18 protein-coding genes are annotated in these 15,459 nt (G+C 59.3%); 10 read left to right on the top strand and 8 right to left on the bottom strand.

Features of this window, described 5'->3' with window-relative positions; translation table 11 throughout:
* Positions 1 to 372: 372 nt before the first annotated feature.
* The 4 genes from J3P79_RS09500 to J3P79_RS09485 are packed head-to-tail and all read left to right on the top strand — an operon-like array spanning position 373 to position 3,109.
* Positions 373 to 504 carry a hypothetical protein gene (locus J3P79_RS09500; RefSeq protein ID WP_434609934.1) on the top strand — a complete coding sequence of 44 codons (132 nt, stop codon included), beginning with the start codon at positions 373 to 375 and terminating at the stop codon, positions 502 to 504.
* Between the two features lie 46 nt (positions 505 to 550).
* Positions 551 to 1,291: a hypothetical protein gene (locus J3P79_RS09495; protein WP_434609932.1), complete on the top strand. Its 741-nt coding sequence runs from the start codon at positions 551 to 553 to the stop codon at positions 1,289 to 1,291.
* The gene (locus J3P79_RS09490) at positions 1,284 to 2,243 is read left to right on the top strand and encodes a class I SAM-dependent methyltransferase (RefSeq protein WP_434609930.1); all 960 of its coding nucleotides are present in this window, start codon (positions 1,284 to 1,286) and stop codon (positions 2,241 to 2,243) included. Before J3P79_RS09495 ends, J3P79_RS09490 begins: the two co-directional genes overlap by 8 nt.
* On the top strand, positions 2,240 to 3,109 hold the full coding sequence (locus J3P79_RS09485; protein ID WP_434609928.1) for an alpha/beta fold hydrolase: 870 nt from the start codon (positions 2,240 to 2,242) through the stop codon (positions 3,107 to 3,109). The genes J3P79_RS09490 and J3P79_RS09485 overlap by 4 nt, the downstream gene beginning before the upstream one ends.
* A gap of 44 nt (positions 3,110 to 3,153) precedes the next feature.
* Here J3P79_RS09485 and J3P79_RS09480 read toward each other — a convergent pair whose 3' ends face one another.
* Genes J3P79_RS09480 through J3P79_RS09455 form a run of 6 tightly spaced genes read right to left on the bottom strand, consistent with a single transcriptional unit; the run spans position 3,154 to position 9,105 of the window.
* Complete coding sequence (locus tag J3P79_RS09480; protein ID WP_323155710.1) at positions 3,154 to 4,896, bottom strand: ABC transporter substrate-binding protein; 1,743 nt, start codon at positions 4,894 to 4,896, stop codon at positions 3,154 to 3,156.
* A 48-nt stretch (positions 4,897 to 4,944) separates the two neighbouring features.
* Positions 4,945 to 5,217, bottom strand: a complete 273-nt coding sequence (locus J3P79_RS09475) for a DUF2160 domain-containing protein (protein WP_030142071.1) — start codon at positions 5,215 to 5,217, stop codon at positions 4,945 to 4,947.
* Between the two features lie 10 nt (positions 5,218 to 5,227).
* Positions 5,228 to 6,028 (bottom strand): carbohydrate ABC transporter permease, encoded by an 801-nt coding sequence (locus J3P79_RS09470; protein WP_434609926.1) that lies wholly within the window; start codon positions 6,026 to 6,028, stop codon positions 5,228 to 5,230.
* Positions 6,029 to 6,038: 10 nt separating this feature from the next.
* Positions 6,039 to 6,905, bottom strand: a complete 867-nt coding sequence (locus J3P79_RS09465) for a carbohydrate ABC transporter permease (protein ID WP_030142069.1) — start codon at positions 6,903 to 6,905, stop codon at positions 6,039 to 6,041.
* Positions 6,902 to 8,011, bottom strand: a complete 1,110-nt coding sequence (locus J3P79_RS09460; protein WP_434609924.1) for an ABC transporter ATP-binding protein — start codon at positions 8,009 to 8,011, stop codon at positions 6,902 to 6,904. Before J3P79_RS09460 ends, J3P79_RS09465 begins: the two co-directional genes overlap by 4 nt.
* Complete coding sequence (locus tag J3P79_RS09455) at positions 8,011 to 9,105, bottom strand: ABC transporter ATP-binding protein (protein WP_039592769.1); 1,095 nt, start codon at positions 9,103 to 9,105, stop codon at positions 8,011 to 8,013. The genes J3P79_RS09460 and J3P79_RS09455 overlap by 1 nt, the downstream gene beginning before the upstream one ends.
* A 307-nt stretch (positions 9,106 to 9,412) precedes the next feature.
* Between J3P79_RS09455 and J3P79_RS09450 the strand changes: the two genes are divergently transcribed.
* Positions 9,413 to 11,263 (top strand): sigma-54-dependent Fis family transcriptional regulator, encoded by a 1,851-nt coding sequence (locus J3P79_RS09450; protein ID WP_434609922.1) that lies wholly within the window; start codon positions 9,413 to 9,415, stop codon positions 11,261 to 11,263.
* Positions 11,264 to 11,389: 126 nt separating this feature from the next.
* On the opposite strand, the gene J3P79_RS09445 is transcribed toward J3P79_RS09450, so the two are convergent.
* A complete protein-coding gene (locus J3P79_RS09445; protein WP_434609921.1) occupies positions 11,390 to 11,926 on the bottom strand; it encodes an anti-virulence regulator CigR family protein in 537 nt (178 codons plus the stop codon).
* Between the two features lie 357 nt (positions 11,927 to 12,283).
* Here J3P79_RS09445 and J3P79_RS09440 point away from each other — a divergent pair, with 357 nt between their 5' ends.
* The 4 genes from J3P79_RS09440 (at position 12,284) to J3P79_RS09425 (ending at position 13,742) form a co-directional block, all read left to right on the top strand.
* Positions 12,284 to 12,481 (top strand): hypothetical protein, encoded by a 198-nt coding sequence (locus J3P79_RS09440; RefSeq protein WP_434609920.1) that lies wholly within the window; start codon positions 12,284 to 12,286, stop codon positions 12,479 to 12,481.
* 276 nt (positions 12,482 to 12,757) lie between these two features.
* Positions 12,758 to 13,186 (top strand): DUF2628 domain-containing protein, encoded by a 429-nt coding sequence (locus J3P79_RS09435; protein WP_434609918.1) that lies wholly within the window; start codon positions 12,758 to 12,760, stop codon positions 13,184 to 13,186.
* Between the two features lie 104 nt (positions 13,187 to 13,290).
* The gene (locus J3P79_RS09430) at positions 13,291 to 13,467 is read left to right on the top strand and encodes a DUF3606 domain-containing protein (protein ID WP_080942501.1); all 177 of its coding nucleotides are present in this window, start codon (positions 13,291 to 13,293) and stop codon (positions 13,465 to 13,467) included.
* A gap of 140 nt (positions 13,468 to 13,607) precedes the next feature.
* Positions 13,608 to 13,742, top strand: coding sequence for a hypothetical protein (locus tag J3P79_RS09425; RefSeq protein ID WP_434609916.1), 135 nt, complete (start codon positions 13,608 to 13,610; stop codon positions 13,740 to 13,742).
* Between the two features lie 202 nt (positions 13,743 to 13,944).
* Here J3P79_RS09425 and J3P79_RS09420 read toward each other — a convergent pair whose 3' ends face one another.
* Entirely contained in the window at positions 13,945 to 14,376 is a 432-nt protein-coding gene (locus J3P79_RS09420; protein ID WP_434609914.1) for a PACE efflux transporter, read from the bottom strand.
* Positions 14,377 to 14,482: 106 nt separating this feature from the next.
* Here J3P79_RS09420 and J3P79_RS09415 point away from each other — a divergent pair, with 106 nt between their 5' ends.
* Positions 14,483 to 15,367, top strand: a complete 885-nt coding sequence (locus tag J3P79_RS09415) for a LysR substrate-binding domain-containing protein (RefSeq protein WP_434609913.1) — start codon at positions 14,483 to 14,485, stop codon at positions 15,365 to 15,367.
* The last annotated feature ends 92 nt before the right edge of the window (positions 15,368 to 15,459 follow it).

Genomic DNA, 15,459 nt, shown 5'->3' with positions numbered 1-15,459 from the left:
CTTGATTAATCTTGTAGGAAAAGACATCAATCTACCGCTTAATATTCCCTGCAAACGCAACGTACGGGACTCCAGACCACAACATTTAAAGAAAACACTCGCCGTGCATTTCGCATCTTCCTACTCGGCAAGTGATTAGACCCTACATCCAATTCCCAACCATCGCCCACGCGCGCGTCCCCGCACCAGCAGCCAATACCGGATCAAAACCTTCAAGCACGACAATGAAAGCGAATGTGTTCGCCCATGATTCATCCCCGCCTGGCTTACAAAACGACATGTTTGACCCTGCCCCATGGCCTCAATAACGTTTCCCTGCGCCGGGAGAAACGGCGTTCCCTAATACCTTCAATCAATAAAAAGGAATGACTCATGGGCTATATGTCTAGCTGGAATGCCAACGAACTGAGCGACCTGGAAAACCTGGACGCCCTCGCACCGGAACAGATGTTGGAGGACCTGCAGTTGAACCCGGCTGAACAAGCAGAACTGGACGCCGAGTAACCAAGAACGGGGGCACGCAGTGCCCCCGTTTCAGGAGTGACGACACATGGACGCATCCCTCACACCAGAGCGCGAACTTTCCCTGGCTCAATCAACCCGACAAATCGAAGCCGAGCTGCAAGCGTTGGGATTGCAAAGCCGCCTGCGCACCTTGGGCAATCGGGTCGTATCCGTCCAGGCTGAAATAGGCGACTCACGGCGAAAAGCCTTGGGTTGCGGAAAGGGATACGCCGAACAGGCTCGCGTCGGCGCGCTATATGAGGCGCTGGAGCATTATCTGAGCGACCCGGACCTCACCACGGGCGTCACCCTCGCGACGCCCACCGACCTGAGCGCCGGCACGGGCAAAGACGATCTATTGGAAACCCTGCGGGACCAACCCGACCGCCAAATCGCCTGCCGCTCGTACACGGCCCTCAACGACGGTGCCTCGTTTCTCTATCCCGTTGCCTTGACGATGCCCCGCTACGCGAATGATCCCGTGCCGGACGTGCGTTTTGAGCCCGACCATCTGCTCGATACCCGACCGCAGGAAATCATCACGCTGCCAAAAACCGTGGAGGCCCGCCCGTTAAAAGCGCAGATCCGACAACTCGCCGACGATCTGCAACAACACGGACACGTAGCCGGCGTATCGACGCTTTATCGTTCTGAAGTGGGCACAGCGCTGGTCAATGTGGTCGTGCCTGGGCTGGAGCGTTTCTACATCGTATCCAGCGGCAACGTCGTCGTACCCATGGCCCGCGGAAGACAACGTGCCCTCGCGGGGACCGCGGCCCATGCCTGAACAGATGAAGCGGCAGCGCTTGCGGCGCGAACTTGGCCTGGAAAGAATCTTGCGAGCCGAACCTGTAGCGCCCGGCGCCTGGGAGCGTTTCGTCGAGCCCTTGGGCGCCGGACTCAATCACCTGTTTGTCCTGCGTTGTCGGGGACGCGACTGGATCGGCCGCAAGACGTTGCAACGGGACAAACGTGAACGCCTGCGCTCGGACAGTCGAATCGCGCCCTGGATGTTGCTCGGCCCGCTCGGCCAGTTTCATTGGGGCAATGGCGGCCTGCAGCTGGATTATCAAGCAACCCGGCGCGTCGACAAGGTCACGGCGTTCGCGGATGCGCTGGAAGATCCTGACAGCGAAATCCACTTTCCTTTCCCCGCGCTTGAAAGCAACGGTCGGGAATTCGTCTGCCCTGAAAGCCACTGGGCATTCGCTGACACGCTCGCCCGTGGACTCGACGATGGCGAGGCGCACTTGCGGCACCACTGCTCTACGTTGCTGAGGTCATGGTTGAAGCCTGGCGCGATCATCCACGACCCGGCCTGCTCCACCGGGACGTTTATCCATCATCTGGCCCAGGCATTGCCTGGCAGCCGTTGTATTGGATCAGATCGTTCGCCCTCGATGATAGAAGCGGCCCGAAAGCGCTATGGACGTTCGGTCGACTTTCGGCTGGCCGACGCCGGCGATGCCAAGCCCGTCATCGAATATTGCGACTTGCTGGTGCTTCGGTTTCTCAATGCAGAAGTCATGACCCGCGCCCAAGCCGAACAGTTGCTGCGCCGGCTCGTGTCGACACTGGTGCCCGGCGGCAGGCTTGTCGTGTTTGGTCACACACCCGTGCTGCCGGCCATGCGCTATCTGGCCCAACAATGTGGACTGACCCTCGTCTCCAGCCTCGCGTCGTGCGACGCCACCGGACAGCTTTTCCAGTTCTATGTCCTGACGAGGGACCCGCCATGACATGTCCGCCGGACAGCGGTTACTACCCCACCGATGACGGCCAGTTGCTTTATTGGGAGCGGCACGGCAATCCAGGCCGTGAGCCATTGGTCGTCTTGCATGGCGGCCCCGGTGGCCGCTCGAGTCATCGATACCTGGAGTTGCTGGATCTGCAGGGCTTCGACGTCATTGTGTTTGACCAGCGCGGCTGTGGTCGCTCAACGCCGGAAGGAGGCCACCTGCACAACAGTACATCGCTGTCCGTTCTCGACATCGAGGCCCTGCGCGAACATTTCGGTTTCAAGCGCATCAGCCTGCTCGGCGTTTCCTGGGGCAGTTGGCTGGCGGTCCAGTATCAACGGCGCTTTGCCCACGCGGTGCACAGGGTGCTGCTCGCTTCGGTATTCGTGCCCTGCGCGGCCATCGTCACGGCGTATGACCGCGACCTTTGCCAATGGCTGGCGAGTGTCGGCCCGGTCAGCTGCGCCACGAACCCGAGGCAGGTTTTCGACGAGCTGGGCCATCCGGACTCGGACCGCCAACGACAGGCCGCTGTGCATTGGCTGCTGGCCGTGCTCAGTCCCAGCGGTGTGGTCGTGTGCCCATCGGCCTTGGCGCGATGCGTCGACGACAGCGTCCTGCGGGCCCTGCGCCTGGAGCTTCACTTTCATTTAGAGGGCTATTTTTTCAAACCCGCCGACACTGGCCTGGATCCCCAGGCCAAGGTGACCGTGGTGCAAGGACTGAAGGATTGCTACGGCATGCAGAGCCTGCGCTGGCTCGAGCTGCACCTGAATGTGCGCGCCATCATGGTCGAGGCCGGCCACAACGCCTTGGCGCCCGCCATCGTCAAGGCGATGCGCCGCGCGTTGCCGGCAGAGAAATAGAAACGGCACCTCGCGGTGCCGTCCCTTACCTTGCGGATGCCACGTTACTTGCGTGCCGCTTCCCACGACTTCAGCAACTCGGTGTAACTCACCGTTTCGCCTTTAGGCTTCTCGTTCGCCAGTTTCGGCTTCGGAGCACCCGGTTGGTCGAACCAGTATTGCGCATCGCGCTCAGGGTTCATCTTAGGTGCGCAGGTGGCTTGGGCCTTGGAGCGTTCCAGGCGCGTCATGATCGCGTCCTGGTCCTTGGCCAAGCCATCGAGCGCTTGCTGTGGGGTCTTCTCGCCACTGGCCGCTTCGGCGATGTGGCTCCACCACAACTGCGCGAGGCGTGGATAATCCGGCACGTTGGTCCCGGTCGGGGTCCATTGCACGCGGGCCGGGCTGCGGTAGAACTCCACCAGGCCACCGAGTTTCGGCGCCAGGTCGGTCAGGGCCTGGGAGTTGATGTCCGACTCACGAATCGGCGTCAGGCCGACGATGGTCTTCTTCAACGAGACGGTCTTGGAAGTTACGAACTGCGCATAGAGCCAGGCCGCGAGTTTCTGCTTCTCAGGCGTGGATTTCATGAAGGTCCATGAACCCACGTCCTGATACCCCAGCTTCATGCCCTCTTCCCAATACGGACCACGTGGCGAAGGCGCCATGCGCCATTTCGGCGTACCGTCGGCGTTCACCACCGGCAGGCCCGGCTTGGTCATGTCGGCGGTGAAAGCGGTGTACCAGAAAATCTGCTGGGCGATGTTGCCTTGGGACGGCACCGGGCCGGATTCGGAGAAGGTCATGCCCGCCGCTTCCGGTGGCGCGTACTTCTTCATCCAGTCCACGTACTTGGTGGTGGCGAACACGGCCGCTGGACCGTTGGTGTCGCCGCCACGGGTCACGCTGGAACCGACCGGGTGGCAATCCTCGACACGGATGCCCCACTCGTCCACCGGCAAACCGTTGGGCAGGCCCTTGTCGCCGCCACCGGCCATGGAGAACCAGGCATCGGTGAAGCGCCAGCCCAGGGACGGGTCTTTCTTGCCGTAGTCCATGTGGCCATAGACACGCTTGCCGTCGATCTCCTTGACGTCTTCGGAGAAGAACTTGGCGATGTCTTCATAGGCCGACCAGTTCACCGGTACACCCAGCTCGTAGCCGTACTTTTCCTTGAACTTGGCCTTCAGGTCCGCACGCTCGAACCAGTCGGCTCGGAACCAGTACAGGTTGGCGAACTGCTGGTCGGGCAGTTGATAGACCTTGCCGTCCGGCGCGGTGGTGAAGGAAATGCCGATGAAGTCCTTGAGGTCCAAGGTCGGCGAAGTGAAATTTTTGCCTTCGTTGGCCATCAGGTCGGTGATCGACTCGGTCTTGCCGTAGCGAAAATGCGTGCCGATCAGGTCCGAGTCGTTGACCCAGCCGTCATAGATGTTCTTGTCCGACTGCATCTGGGTCTGCAGCTTCTCCACCACGTCACCTTCTTGCAGCAGGTCGTGTGTCAGTTGGATCCCGGTGATTTCGTTGAAGGCCTTGGCCAGCACCTTGGACTCATATTCGTGGGTGGCGATGGTTTCCGACACCACGTTGATTTTCATCCCGCGAAACGGCTCGGCGGCCTTGATGAACCACTTCAACTCTTCGAGCTGCTGCTCGGCTGTCAGCGTTGACGGCTTGAATTCACTGCCGATCCATTTTTTAGCGGCGTCTTCATAGGCGTCGGCCCAGGCCGAAGCGCTCAGCCCGCTGAGTGCCAGCGCGGCTGCCAATGAAACGCTATGTCGCAGCTTATTGTTTTTATCGAACATAGAGACCTCCTGTTTGGGTTTAAGAGCCTGATCGTCGAATGGTCGCGATTAGCCCCACCGCATCACTGCCAACAGCCACACCAGAGACAACGCGAACGCTATCCAGATGCTCCAGTCGGTGGCGCCGATTACCAGCAGATGCAGGTAGGCGCTACCGAGAAGACCGATAAACAACCGATCGCCACGGGTGGTGGCAATCGGCAGGAAACCACGCCGAGGGATGCTCGGCGAACGCAATTCCCACGTGGTCATGCCTATCAACAACAAGGCGATGACACCAAAAAATGCCGCCGTCGGGACGGTCCAGTTCATCCATTCCATCATCGACTCCTCAGACCCGGCCCAGGGCAAAGCCCTTGGCCACGTGGTTGCGAACGAACCAGATCACCAGCATGCCCGGCAGGATGGTCAGCACCCCCGCCGCCGCCAGCACGCCCCAATCGATACCCGACGCCGACACGGTACGGGTCATGACCGCCGCGATCGGCTTGGCATTCACCGAGGTGAGCGTACGGGCCAGCAACAGTTCGACCCAGGAAAACATGAAGCAGAAAAAGGCCGTGACACCAATGCCGGAGCCGATCAACGGGATGAAGATCTTGGCGAAGAACTTGGGGAAACTGTAGCCGTCAATGTAGGCGGTCTCGTCAATTTCTTTTGGCACCCCGGACATGAACCCTTCGAGGATCCACACCGCCAGCGGCACGTTGAACAGGCAGTGGGCCAGGGCAACGGCGATGTGGGTGTCGAACAGGCCGATGGACGAATACAACTGGAAGAATGGCAGCAGGAACACTGCCGGTGGCGCCATGCGGTTGGTCAGCAGCCAGAAGAACAGATGCTTGTCCCCCAGGAACCGGTAGCGGGAGAACGCATAGGCTGCCGGCAACGCGACGCCCAGGGAAATCACCGTATTCAGGCTCACGTAGTACAGCGAGTTGATGTAACCGGTGTACCAGCTTGGGTCGGTGAAGATCACCTTATAGTTGTCGAAGGTGAAATCGTGCGGCCACAAGGTCAGGCCGCCAAGGATCTCGGTGTTGCTCTTGAACGACATGTTCAGCAGCCAGTAGATGGGCACCAGCAGGAACAGGATGTAGATCAGCAGGGGTATCAGCTTTCTCTTGCTCATCGTGCGGGCCTCAACGGTTGGCGTCGGAGTGCGTCATGGCGGTGTAGAACAGCCAGGACACCAACAGAATGATCAGGAAGTACACCAGGGAAAACGCCGCCGCCGGGCCCAGGTCGAATTGACCGATAGCCATCTGCGTCAGGGTCTGGCTGAGGAACGTGGTGGCGTTGCCCGGCCCGCCGCCGGTGAGTACGAACGGCTCGGTGTAGATCATGAAGCTGTCCATGAAGCGCAGCATCACGGCGATCAGCAGCACGCTTTTCATCTTCGGCAATTGTATGTGGCGGAACACCGCCCAGTTCGACGCCCGGTCGATCCGTGCCGCTTGATAATAGACGTCGGGAATCGCTCGCAGCCCCGAATAACACAGCAGCGCCACCAATGAAGTCCAGTGCCAGACGTCCATCACCAGCACGGTGACCCAGGCGTCCATGGTGTTGGCCGCGTAGTTGTAGTTGATCCCCAGGCCGTTGAGCGTCGAACCGAGCAAGCCGATGTCGGCGCGACCGAAAATCTGCCAGATGGTGCCCACCACGTTCCACGGGATCAGCAGCGGAATCGCCAGGATGATCAGCACCAGGGACGACCATTTGCCCTTGGTCGGCATGGTCAGGGCGATGGCGATGCCCAGGGGGATTTCGATCAGCAGCACGCACGCCGAGTAGATGAACTGGCGCAACAGCGAATCGTGCAGCCGTGGATCGAGCAGCACCTGCTTGTACCAGTCGGCGCCGACGAAGTAGCGGCTGGACTGGTCGAAAATGTCCTGCACCGAATAGTTGACCACCGTCATCATCGGGATCACGGCGCTGAAGGCCACCAGCAGGAACACCGGCAACACCAGCCACCAGGCCTTGTTGTTCTGCACCTTGTTCATGGCTGCACCTCGCTCAACGGTTCCAGCAAATACTCATCGGCATAGACCATCAGCCATTGGGCCGGAAAACTGATGTACGCCGTGCCTTCCGGTACCGGCTTGTCTTCGGCCAGGCGCACTTTCAGCGGTGCGCCGTCGAGGTTGAGGGTCAGGATCTTGTAGGTGCCCAGGTCTTCGACGTGGACTACATCAGCCCGCATCGCGTCGTCGTATGGGCCATCCCAGACATGCACGAACTCGGGGCGGATACCGACCTTCAGGCTTTTGCCCTCGGCTTCGGCAACACGCCGTTGCAGGGTTTCGGACAAGGGCAAGTGGGTCGACCCGAAGCCGACGCCACCGGGCTGCGCCGTGACCTCGATCAGGTTCATCCCCGGGCTGCCGATGAAGTAGCCGACGAAGGTGTGGCTCGGACGCTCGAACAAATCCCGCGGGGTGCCGAACTGTACGATCTGGCCGCCGTACATCACCGCGATCTTGTCGGCGAAGGTCGAGGCTTCCAACTGGTCGTGGGTGACATAGACCATGGTGATGTTGAACTGCTCGTGGATCTGCTTGAGCTTGCGCCGCAGTTTCCACTTGAGGTGCGGGTCGATCACCGTCAGCGGCTCGTCGAACAGGATCGCCGACACATCGTCGCGCACCAGGCCACGGCCCATGGAGACTTTCTGTTTCTCATCGGCGGTGAGGTTGCGGGCCTTTTTATCCAGCAGGTTCTGCAGGTCGAGGACCTCGGCGATTTCCTGCACCTTGGTGTGGATCCGCGCTTCGGCCATGCCTTGGTTGCGCAGCGGGAACGCCAGGTTATCGAACACCGTCATGGTGTCGTACACCACCGGGAACTGGAAAACCTGGGCGATGTTGCGGCGCTCCGGGGACAGCTCGTTGACGACCTTGCTGTCGAACATCACCTGCCCTTCGGAAGGGCTGAGCAAGCCGGAAATGATGTTGAGCAAGGTGGATTTGCCGCAGCCCGAAGGCCCGAGCAACGCATAGGCGCCGCCCTGCTCCCAGATGTGGTTCATCTCGCGGATCGCGTAGTCCTCTGGGCCCGCCGGGGTGCTGGTGTAGCTGTGGGCGAGGTTCTGCAAACGAATTTCGGCCATCAGGCAACCCTCGCAATACGCTGGCCCGGGGCTTGGACCAGCTTGCCCTGGGCGTCGAAGACAAACAATTTATGGGTCGGGATGTAGATGCGGATCGGCGCGTCGACGTCGTATTCGTGCACGCCCGGCAAATGCAGCACCAACAGGAAGTGTTCGTTGCGTACGTGCAGGAACGTCTCCGAGCCGCTGATCTCGGCCACCTCGACGGTCACTGCCAGCTCCAGGTCGTCATCGTTGCTCGGCACCAGGGAGATATGGCTGGGGCGCACGCCGAAACGGAACTCGCCCTCGCCCACCGGGCGCAGATCGACGTTCAACGGGAAATGGACAAAATTGGCGAAGCTGACTTCATTGTCGGCGATCCGCCCGGGCATGAGGTTGATCGGTGGTTCGGAAAACAACTCGGCGGCCAGCACGCTTTGCGGCTGATGATAGACGGAAGATGACTTGCCGCTCTGGATCACCCGGCCCTCGTGAAGAATGGTCGTGGTGCCGCCCAAGGCCAACGCTTCGTTGGGCTCGGTGGTGGCGTAGACGGCGATGGTATGACGAGCCTGGAACAGCTCGCGCATTTCCTGGCGCAGCTCTTCGCGCAGCTTGTAGTCGAGGTTCACCAGAGGCTCGTCAAACAGGATCAACTCGGCGTCCTTGACCAGCGCCCGCGCCATCGCCGTGCGCTGCTGCTGGCCGCCGGACAACTCCAATGGATGACGCTTGAGAAACTTCTCGATCCGCAACATTTTTGCGGTTTCCAGGACTTTGCCCTGGATGATCTCTTCGGCCACCCCGGCCTGGCGCAACGGCGAGGCGATGTTTTCGAAAACGGTCATGGTCGGGTAGTTGATGAACTGCTGATAGACCATCGACACGTTGCGCAACCGCACCGGGCGCTGGGTGACATCGACGCCGTTCATCAGGATGCGGCCGCTGTCGGGCTTGTCCAGACCGGCCATCAGGCGCATCAGACTGGTCTTGCCGGACAGCGTGCGGCCCAGCAAAACATTGAAGGATCCGGGTTCGAAACTCAGATTGGCATCGTCGATCCAGGTCTGGCCTTCGACGGTGCGACAGATGTGCTCAAGCTTTAATGACATGGCTCGGCCTTTTTATTATTTGGAGTCAAGCGACCCGAATGCAAAAGCGAAAGCCGTGCCAGAATTCATAAGCTATTGATCAACCTGATATTTCCCGTAATCCGTAGGAGAAATGCGTTCGTTGATGAACGCAAGTGAACAACCACGAATGAACAACTGAACAACCAGCGGGTTGACAATGAACAATTTTGAACAACACTGAATGAACCTGTGGGACCAGCATGAGTAGTGTTTGGGCCTGCCCCAGCACAAGGAGTCTGTGCGAGACTTGCCACAACAATAAAAACAGCTCCTGTGAGAGTGCCCCATGGCCGCACCTGCTCCTGCCTTGTCCCACGAGGCCATTATCCAGGCTTCCTGGTCCCGTTGCCGTGCCTTCGGCCTGAACCACCAGAGCGTGCCCGCGTTCGATCAACTGCCGGCCGAGGGCATCGCCCAGTTGCTGGAGAGTCAGCATTCACTGGTGCAGACCACACACCAGGAAGTCCTGCCGTACTACGAGAACATCCTCAGCAATTCCAATTGCCTGATCATGCTGGCCGACAATCAAGGCCAGGTCCTGACATCGTGGGGCACCCAGCGCTTCATCGAACCGAAACTGGCCCACGGCTTCAGCGCCGGGGCGAGCTGGATGGAGCGCTGCACCGGCACCAACGCCATCGGCACGGCGCTGGCTTGCGAGCAGGCAGTGCACATTGAACACGATGAACACTTCCTCAAGGCCAACCGCTTCATGACCGGTTCCGCGGCGCCGATCTTCGATGCCGAGCGCAAGGTCATCGCCGTGCTGGACGTTTCCAGCGACAGCTACCTGCCGCCCTCCCACACCCTGGGCATGGTCAAGATGATGAGCCAGACCGTGGAAAACCGGCTGATCCTCAACCTGTTCCGCGGCGAACATTTCCAACTGACGTTCAACACCGGCTTGAACAACCTCGACAGCCAATGGGCCGGGCTGCTGATTTTCGATGAGACCGGTCAAATCCTGTCGGCCAATCGCCGCGCCGACAACCTGCTGGGCCTGAGCCTGTCGCGCGTGAGCATCGAAAGCTTGTTCAAGGTCTCGCTGATGGAGCTGCTGAACCAGCCCGACGGTCTACCGTTCGCCTTGCAAGCGTCCGGACGCAATCGCTTCCAGTGCCTGCTCAAGCGGCCGAAACAGGTTTCGATCAAGCCGCGCATCTTTGCCGAACCGACGCCCTCGCCGACGCCAGCGTCGGCCAATACCGGCATCAGCCTCAATGCCCTGCACTTTGGCGACGGCCGGGTGGAAAAAGCCGTGCGCCAGGCCGAGCGTTTGCTGGAGAAAGACATTCCGCTGCTGATCCACGGCGAAACCGGTGTTGGCAAGGAAGTGTTCGTCAAGGCCTTGCACCAGGCCAGCTCGCGCTGCAAGCAGCCGTTCATTGCGGTCAACTGCGCGGCGATTCCCGCCGAGTTGGTGGAGTCGGAACTGTTCGGCTATGAAAAAGGCGCCTTCACTGGCGCCAATCAAAAGGGCAGCATCGGCCTGATCCGCAAGGCGGATCGTGGCACGTTGTTCCTCGACGAGATCGGCGACATGCCGCTGCCGACCCAGGCCCGGCTGCTCCGTGTGTTGCAGGAGCGTTGCGTGCAACCGGTGGGCAGCGCCGAGCTGTTCCCAGTGGACATCCGCATCATCTCCGCCACCAACCGCTCGCTGCGTGAACAGGTGCAATTGGGGCGCTTTCGTGAAGACCTGTACTACCGCATCGGCGGCCTGACGCTGGAACTGCCGCCCCTGCGTGAACGCAGCGACAAGCAGGCGCTGTTCAAACGCCTGTGGGAACACCACCGCGAACCGACCCAATGGGCTGGCCTGAGCCGTGAAGTCCTGGAATTGTTCGAGCGGCATCCATGGCCGGGCAATCTGCGGCAGGTCAGCAGCGTCCTGCAAGTCGCCCTGGCAATGGCCGATGAACAACCGATCCGCCCCGAGCATCTTCCAGATGACTTTTTCGTAGACTTGGAAATGGAGCCGGCGGAAGCACCGGAGCCGCTGACGGTAGACTTGAACGACGCCGAGGATTTGAACCGCCAGCTACAGGCCGTGGGCGGGAATATTTCCCACTTGGCGCGGCGCCTCGGGGTCAGCCGCAACACGCTGTACAAGCGCCTGCGGCAATCTGAATGCTGACACAAATCCTGTGTGGGAGCGAGCTTGCTCGCGATAGCGTCAGTTCAGCCGATGATGAGGTGACTGATACAACGCCATCGCGAGCAAGCTCGCTCCCACAGGCTGCCATTCCATTCGAACAACGGATCAGTCGAACGCACCGTTGAGCACTTCATAGATGATACCGCTGGCGATCGCCACCAGAATCAAGTCCGTGCCGACCTGCTGCCATTCATAGCCGTCATAGTGCGGCAAACGCCCCAGCAGGCGCCCGTCGAGCTTCTTGGCGATGCCGGGGGGCAGCGGCTTGCCTCGGGCCAGGTTCTTCTGGATACCTGGAGGCAGTGCCGGGCCGGGGCTCCAATAATCACGATAGCCGCCGATCACGCCAAGGATGCCGCCACGGTCGATGCTCGGGCCGTTATGCCAGTCGCTGCCACCACCGCCTTGGTTGCCCTTGTTGCCGGAGTTTCCTTGACCGCCCTGATTACCTTTATTGCCGGCATTTCCCTGGCCGCCCTTGTTGCCCTGCCCACCCTTGCCGCCTTGACCCTGGCCCGGGCCCGGGCCTTGATCGAATTGAGCATTTCCCTTGCCGTTCCCCGGGTCCGCGACAACGATCCCAGGGCCTGCGGCCAAGGCGAAACAGGTGACTGCAGCAATCAACGAGCGCGATTTGAACATGGCAGTTCTCTCAAAAAGGGGATATCCCCTGTAAAGATATAGAGACTAACGGTGATATTAGTTCCATATCACGTTTGCGTCATTTGCCAGGCCGGCCCTGGCCCTATTGCCCGCATACACCGCCGCCCTCCCGACAGGCTGATTGACCTGGCTTTGTATTATCCATGACTTATTTCTGAGGCATGGTTGAAACGTTGCCGGCCTCGACGGGCCACTGGTCGCCTTTGAAATTTCGCACGCATTAAGCGGGTGTGTCTGGCTCAAGGTTTGCAGCGGACCGTGGTAGCAGCGCAGGACGACGTCTTCCTGGCGCGGCAGCAAAATTCTCAACGCTTGGTCAGCCACCGGAGATGTACCGTGTCAACTCTCAACGAAATCGCAGCGAACCACGCGAGAATGGCAAAGTTAAAGGAAGAAGAGTCGATGCGGCTAAGTGCAATTCAAAGCCAGATAGTAGGCAGTATTGAAATACCATCGACGCAGCCTGCAAAGGAGATGTCGTTGCACTTTCTGACGATGGCACCGGAGCATGTTTTTGCCGAGGCCGTGCTTTGATGGCTTGCTCTGGTATTTGATCAACCTATCGCCCGTTATACGGGCGATTCACGTTTGCCCGCCTTCAATTTTTTCCGCCCTTTCCCCTGCGCCATGCCTGCCTGCGCAGGACCTATCGTGATACCCATCACAGATCAGATAGTCCGCTAAACAGCCAGTGCGGTATTTCGGCGCGCGAACGCTTATAAAGCGGGCAGCAAAATCTGCTCGGCGAAGAAAAGCCGTACGGCATTTTCGAGAGAACGAATTCTTTCATGGAAAACAAGGAACGAAAAAATGAGCACCGCTGAAGACATGCAAAGCACCGGCAAATACAGCCCCAAGTGGCAAGAACGCTTCGACTTCTTTGAAACGTATGGCGCACCAAATGACCCGCGCTACAAGGACGCCGTCAAGACGCTGCCGGACTTCAAGAAAAAAATCCTGATCAACGCCAACGTGATCGCGTTTTTCTTCGGCCCTATTTATCTGTTTGTCCTGGGGCTCTGGAAGAAAAACCTCGCCCTGCTCGGTATTTTCCTGGCGATCAACATCGTATTGAGCGTGATCTTTGCGATCATCGGCATGGAATTCCCGCGGCCTTTGAGCATGGGTCTGAATATCGCCATGTCGATGATGTATGCGCTCATGACCAACTACGCCTACTACTTGAAAGAAATCAAAGGCGAGCAAGGCTGGAATCCGCTCAAGGGCATGCGTCTCTGATGGCCCGATTGATCATCAGCGCATAAAAATGACGCAAACCTTCAAGCCTGATGGTCTATTGGAAGTCGCCTGGGTATCCAGGCTTTCTTCCAAGGAGCGCGAAAATGGCTGACGACTTGAGCAACCGCGGACCGCGAGACCGGAGCCGCATCAACACTTCCGAAGAGTGGGAACTGAGATACTGGACAAAAGAGTTCGGCGTAACCGAAGACGAGCTCAAGGCGGCGGTCCAGGCCGTTGGCGCAGGAGCGGAAGATGTTCGCAAGAAACTGAAGAAGTAAAACGAAGCCCTACATCGCTGTAGGGCTTTTTTTTGCAGAACGCGTCGGCGTCGCCCAATAAGCCTATTAGAAAAAATGAATTACCCGTCAAAGCGTTCGGTCAACAATCATGAACGCAGTCGTCTGACGAGGTAACAGCAATGACTATCGAAGCAGATACACTCGTACAACTGACCGAAGCCCTTCAAGAACGCGGCATGGTATGGGTATCCGAGGTGGCATTTATCCGCGCGCCGTATCGGCAGAATCATCATTGGATTTGCATGGTCGAGTAAGTAGAAATCCGCCGTGTTTCTTCTCGATCAGGAAGACCCCGGCGGAATGCCATCCTTGTTGAAATCCTTCAAACGCTCACGCTCCTGCTCGGTGGAATGGGCGGGCGTGTTGTCCTTGGGTTGTTCTTTTTTCTTCTCGTCGGCCATTGGTGTGCCCTCTCGATCGCTGATAGGGAGTTGGGCACACCAGGGCGCTGGCAGTTCAATCCGAACGCGCCTGCGCCGAAAGCGGAACATCGAACACTCGATCGAATACCCACTGAAAACCGAGCGAATAAAAAAAGAAAAACACAAACAACCCCAGGTTCGTTACCAGCGCCAACCCCAGGCTGATACCCAACCAGGCTCCAATCACCGGAGTCAGTATCAGGGTCAATCCGCCCTCGAACCCCAGGGAATGAACCAGTCGGCGTTGCCAGTTGCGATGGCGACTGCGCTGACGCCGCTCCCACCACTCGAAGAGACCGTTGAAAAGCATGTTCCAAGCCAGCGCGACGGCAGATATCATCAGGGACAGCAGCGTTGAATAGCCCATGCCCTGACCGTAGACCAGCGTCAGCGCTGGTGCCACGAACAATACGCCACCGGTTTCGTAGAGGATGGCCTGGAGAATCTTACGGGACGTGCCTTGCATCGATGGGTTCCTGGGTAAGGTGGGACGACCACATCCTGGCAAGTTGAGCGCTCGCGCTCAATTGAGCTAAATTGAGCCTCGCTCAACCTGAGTAACCTCCCCGCCCATGTTCGCCAAACTGCCCCTCACCGCCTTGCGCGGGTTCGAATCCGCCGCGCGGCTGGGCAGCTTCAAGGCGGCGGCCCAGGAACTGAACGTCAGCCCGGCGGCGATTTCCCATCAAGTCAAAAGCCTCGAAACGTTCCTCGGTGTGCGATTGTTCGAGCGCTTCAGTCAGAACGTGCGCCTGAGCGCTGACGGCGAACGCCTCCTGCCCTACCTGCACCGCGCCCTGCTCGATATCCAACACGGTCTGCATATGCTGGCGCCGTCGTGTACCGCTCAGTCGCTGGTGGTGAGCACAACGCCAGCGTTCGCCAGCCTGTGGCTGATCCCTCGGCTCGGAGACTTTCATCGGTTGCATCCGCAGATCGACGTCAGGCTGCACAGCAGCAACGACGTGGTCGACCTGCAACGTGACGCCAGCGTCGACCTGGCGATTCGCGCCCTCTTCACGCCGGATCCTCAACTGTTCGAGCAACCCTTGCTGGAGGAATACTTTGGTGTTTATTGCCAACCCGGATGGCAACCACCCACAGCGGGCTCGCCCGTCGAACTCATCGACGTGCCATGGCTCAGCAGTGCAAACGTCGCGGTCGGTTGGGCTGCATGGTGCGCCAAGGCCGACACACTGGGCTGGCTGGAGAACGCACGTTACCGGCGCTATGACGAGGAACAGCATGCCCTGCAGGCGGCGGTCGCCGGGCACGGGCTGGTGCTCGCGAGCAATGTGCTGGTTGCCGACACGGTTGCGCGCGGGCAGCTGGTTGGTTATCGGCCTGAGGTTCGTTTGGCGGGGGCGCGGTATACGGTGGTGTGCGTGCCGGGGCGGGAGCGACAGGTGGAGGTGCGGGCTTTTAGTGAGTGGGTGTTGGGGCGGAATGTTGGTTGAGTTGGATAGCACCATCAAAGAAGGTTGTTGCAGGACAAGGTGATTCTTCACGGAGAGCCACATCAGGATTGAGGATGGAGACGGAGCTATTT

Source organism: Pseudomonas sp. R1-7 (genome assembly GCF_051132105.1).
Classification (GTDB): domain Bacteria; phylum Pseudomonadota; class Gammaproteobacteria; order Pseudomonadales; family Pseudomonadaceae; genus Aquipseudomonas.
The sequence above is the reverse complement of the archived record's forward strand: the minus strand, read 5'-3'. Positions and strand labels throughout refer to the sequence as shown.

Bases quoted from the DNA above. Each gene is read 5' to 3' on its own strand.
- J3P79_RS09455 (WP_039592769.1), bottom strand. From the start codon at position 9,105: ATGTCATTAAAGCTTGAGCACATCTGTCGCACCGTCGAAGGCCAGACC.
- J3P79_RS09460 (WP_434609924.1), bottom strand. From the start codon at position 8,011: ATGGCCGAAATTCGTTTGCAGAACCTCGCCCACAGCTACACCAGCACC.
- J3P79_RS09480 (WP_323155710.1), bottom strand. From the start codon at position 4,896: ATGTTCGATAAAAACAATAAGCTGCGACATAGCGTTTCATTGGCAGCC.
- J3P79_RS09490 (WP_434609930.1), top strand. From the start codon at position 1,284: ATGCCTGAACAGATGAAGCGGCAGCGCTTGCGGCGCGAACTTGGCCTG.
- J3P79_RS09450 (WP_434609922.1), top strand. From the start codon at position 9,413: ATGGCCGCACCTGCTCCTGCCTTGTCCCACGAGGCCATTATCCAGGCT.
- J3P79_RS09445 (WP_434609921.1), bottom strand. From the start codon at position 11,926: ATGTTCAAATCGCGCTCGTTGATTGCTGCAGTCACCTGTTTCGCCTTG.
- J3P79_RS09475 (WP_030142071.1), bottom strand. From the start codon at position 5,217: ATGGAATGGATGAACTGGACCGTCCCGACGGCGGCATTTTTTGGTGTC.
- J3P79_RS09425 (WP_434609916.1), top strand. From the start codon at position 13,608: ATGACTATCGAAGCAGATACACTCGTACAACTGACCGAAGCCCTTCAA.
- J3P79_RS09420 (WP_434609914.1), bottom strand. From the start codon at position 14,376: ATGCAAGGCACGTCCCGTAAGATTCTCCAGGCCATCCTCTACGAAACC.
- J3P79_RS09470 (WP_434609926.1), bottom strand. From the start codon at position 6,028: ATGAGCAAGAGAAAGCTGATACCCCTGCTGATCTACATCCTGTTCCTG.
- J3P79_RS09500 (WP_434609934.1), top strand. From the start codon at position 373: ATGGGCTATATGTCTAGCTGGAATGCCAACGAACTGAGCGACCTGGAA.
- J3P79_RS09415 (WP_434609913.1), top strand. From the start codon at position 14,483: ATGTTCGCCAAACTGCCCCTCACCGCCTTGCGCGGGTTCGAATCCGCC.
- J3P79_RS09435 (WP_434609918.1), top strand. From the start codon at position 12,758: ATGAGCACCGCTGAAGACATGCAAAGCACCGGCAAATACAGCCCCAAG.
- J3P79_RS09430 (WP_080942501.1), top strand. From the start codon at position 13,291: ATGGCTGACGACTTGAGCAACCGCGGACCGCGAGACCGGAGCCGCATC.
- J3P79_RS09495 (WP_434609932.1), top strand. From the start codon at position 551: ATGGACGCATCCCTCACACCAGAGCGCGAACTTTCCCTGGCTCAATCA.
- J3P79_RS09485 (WP_434609928.1), top strand. From the start codon at position 2,240: ATGACATGTCCGCCGGACAGCGGTTACTACCCCACCGATGACGGCCAG.
- J3P79_RS09465 (WP_030142069.1), bottom strand. From the start codon at position 6,905: ATGAACAAGGTGCAGAACAACAAGGCCTGGTGGCTGGTGTTGCCGGTG.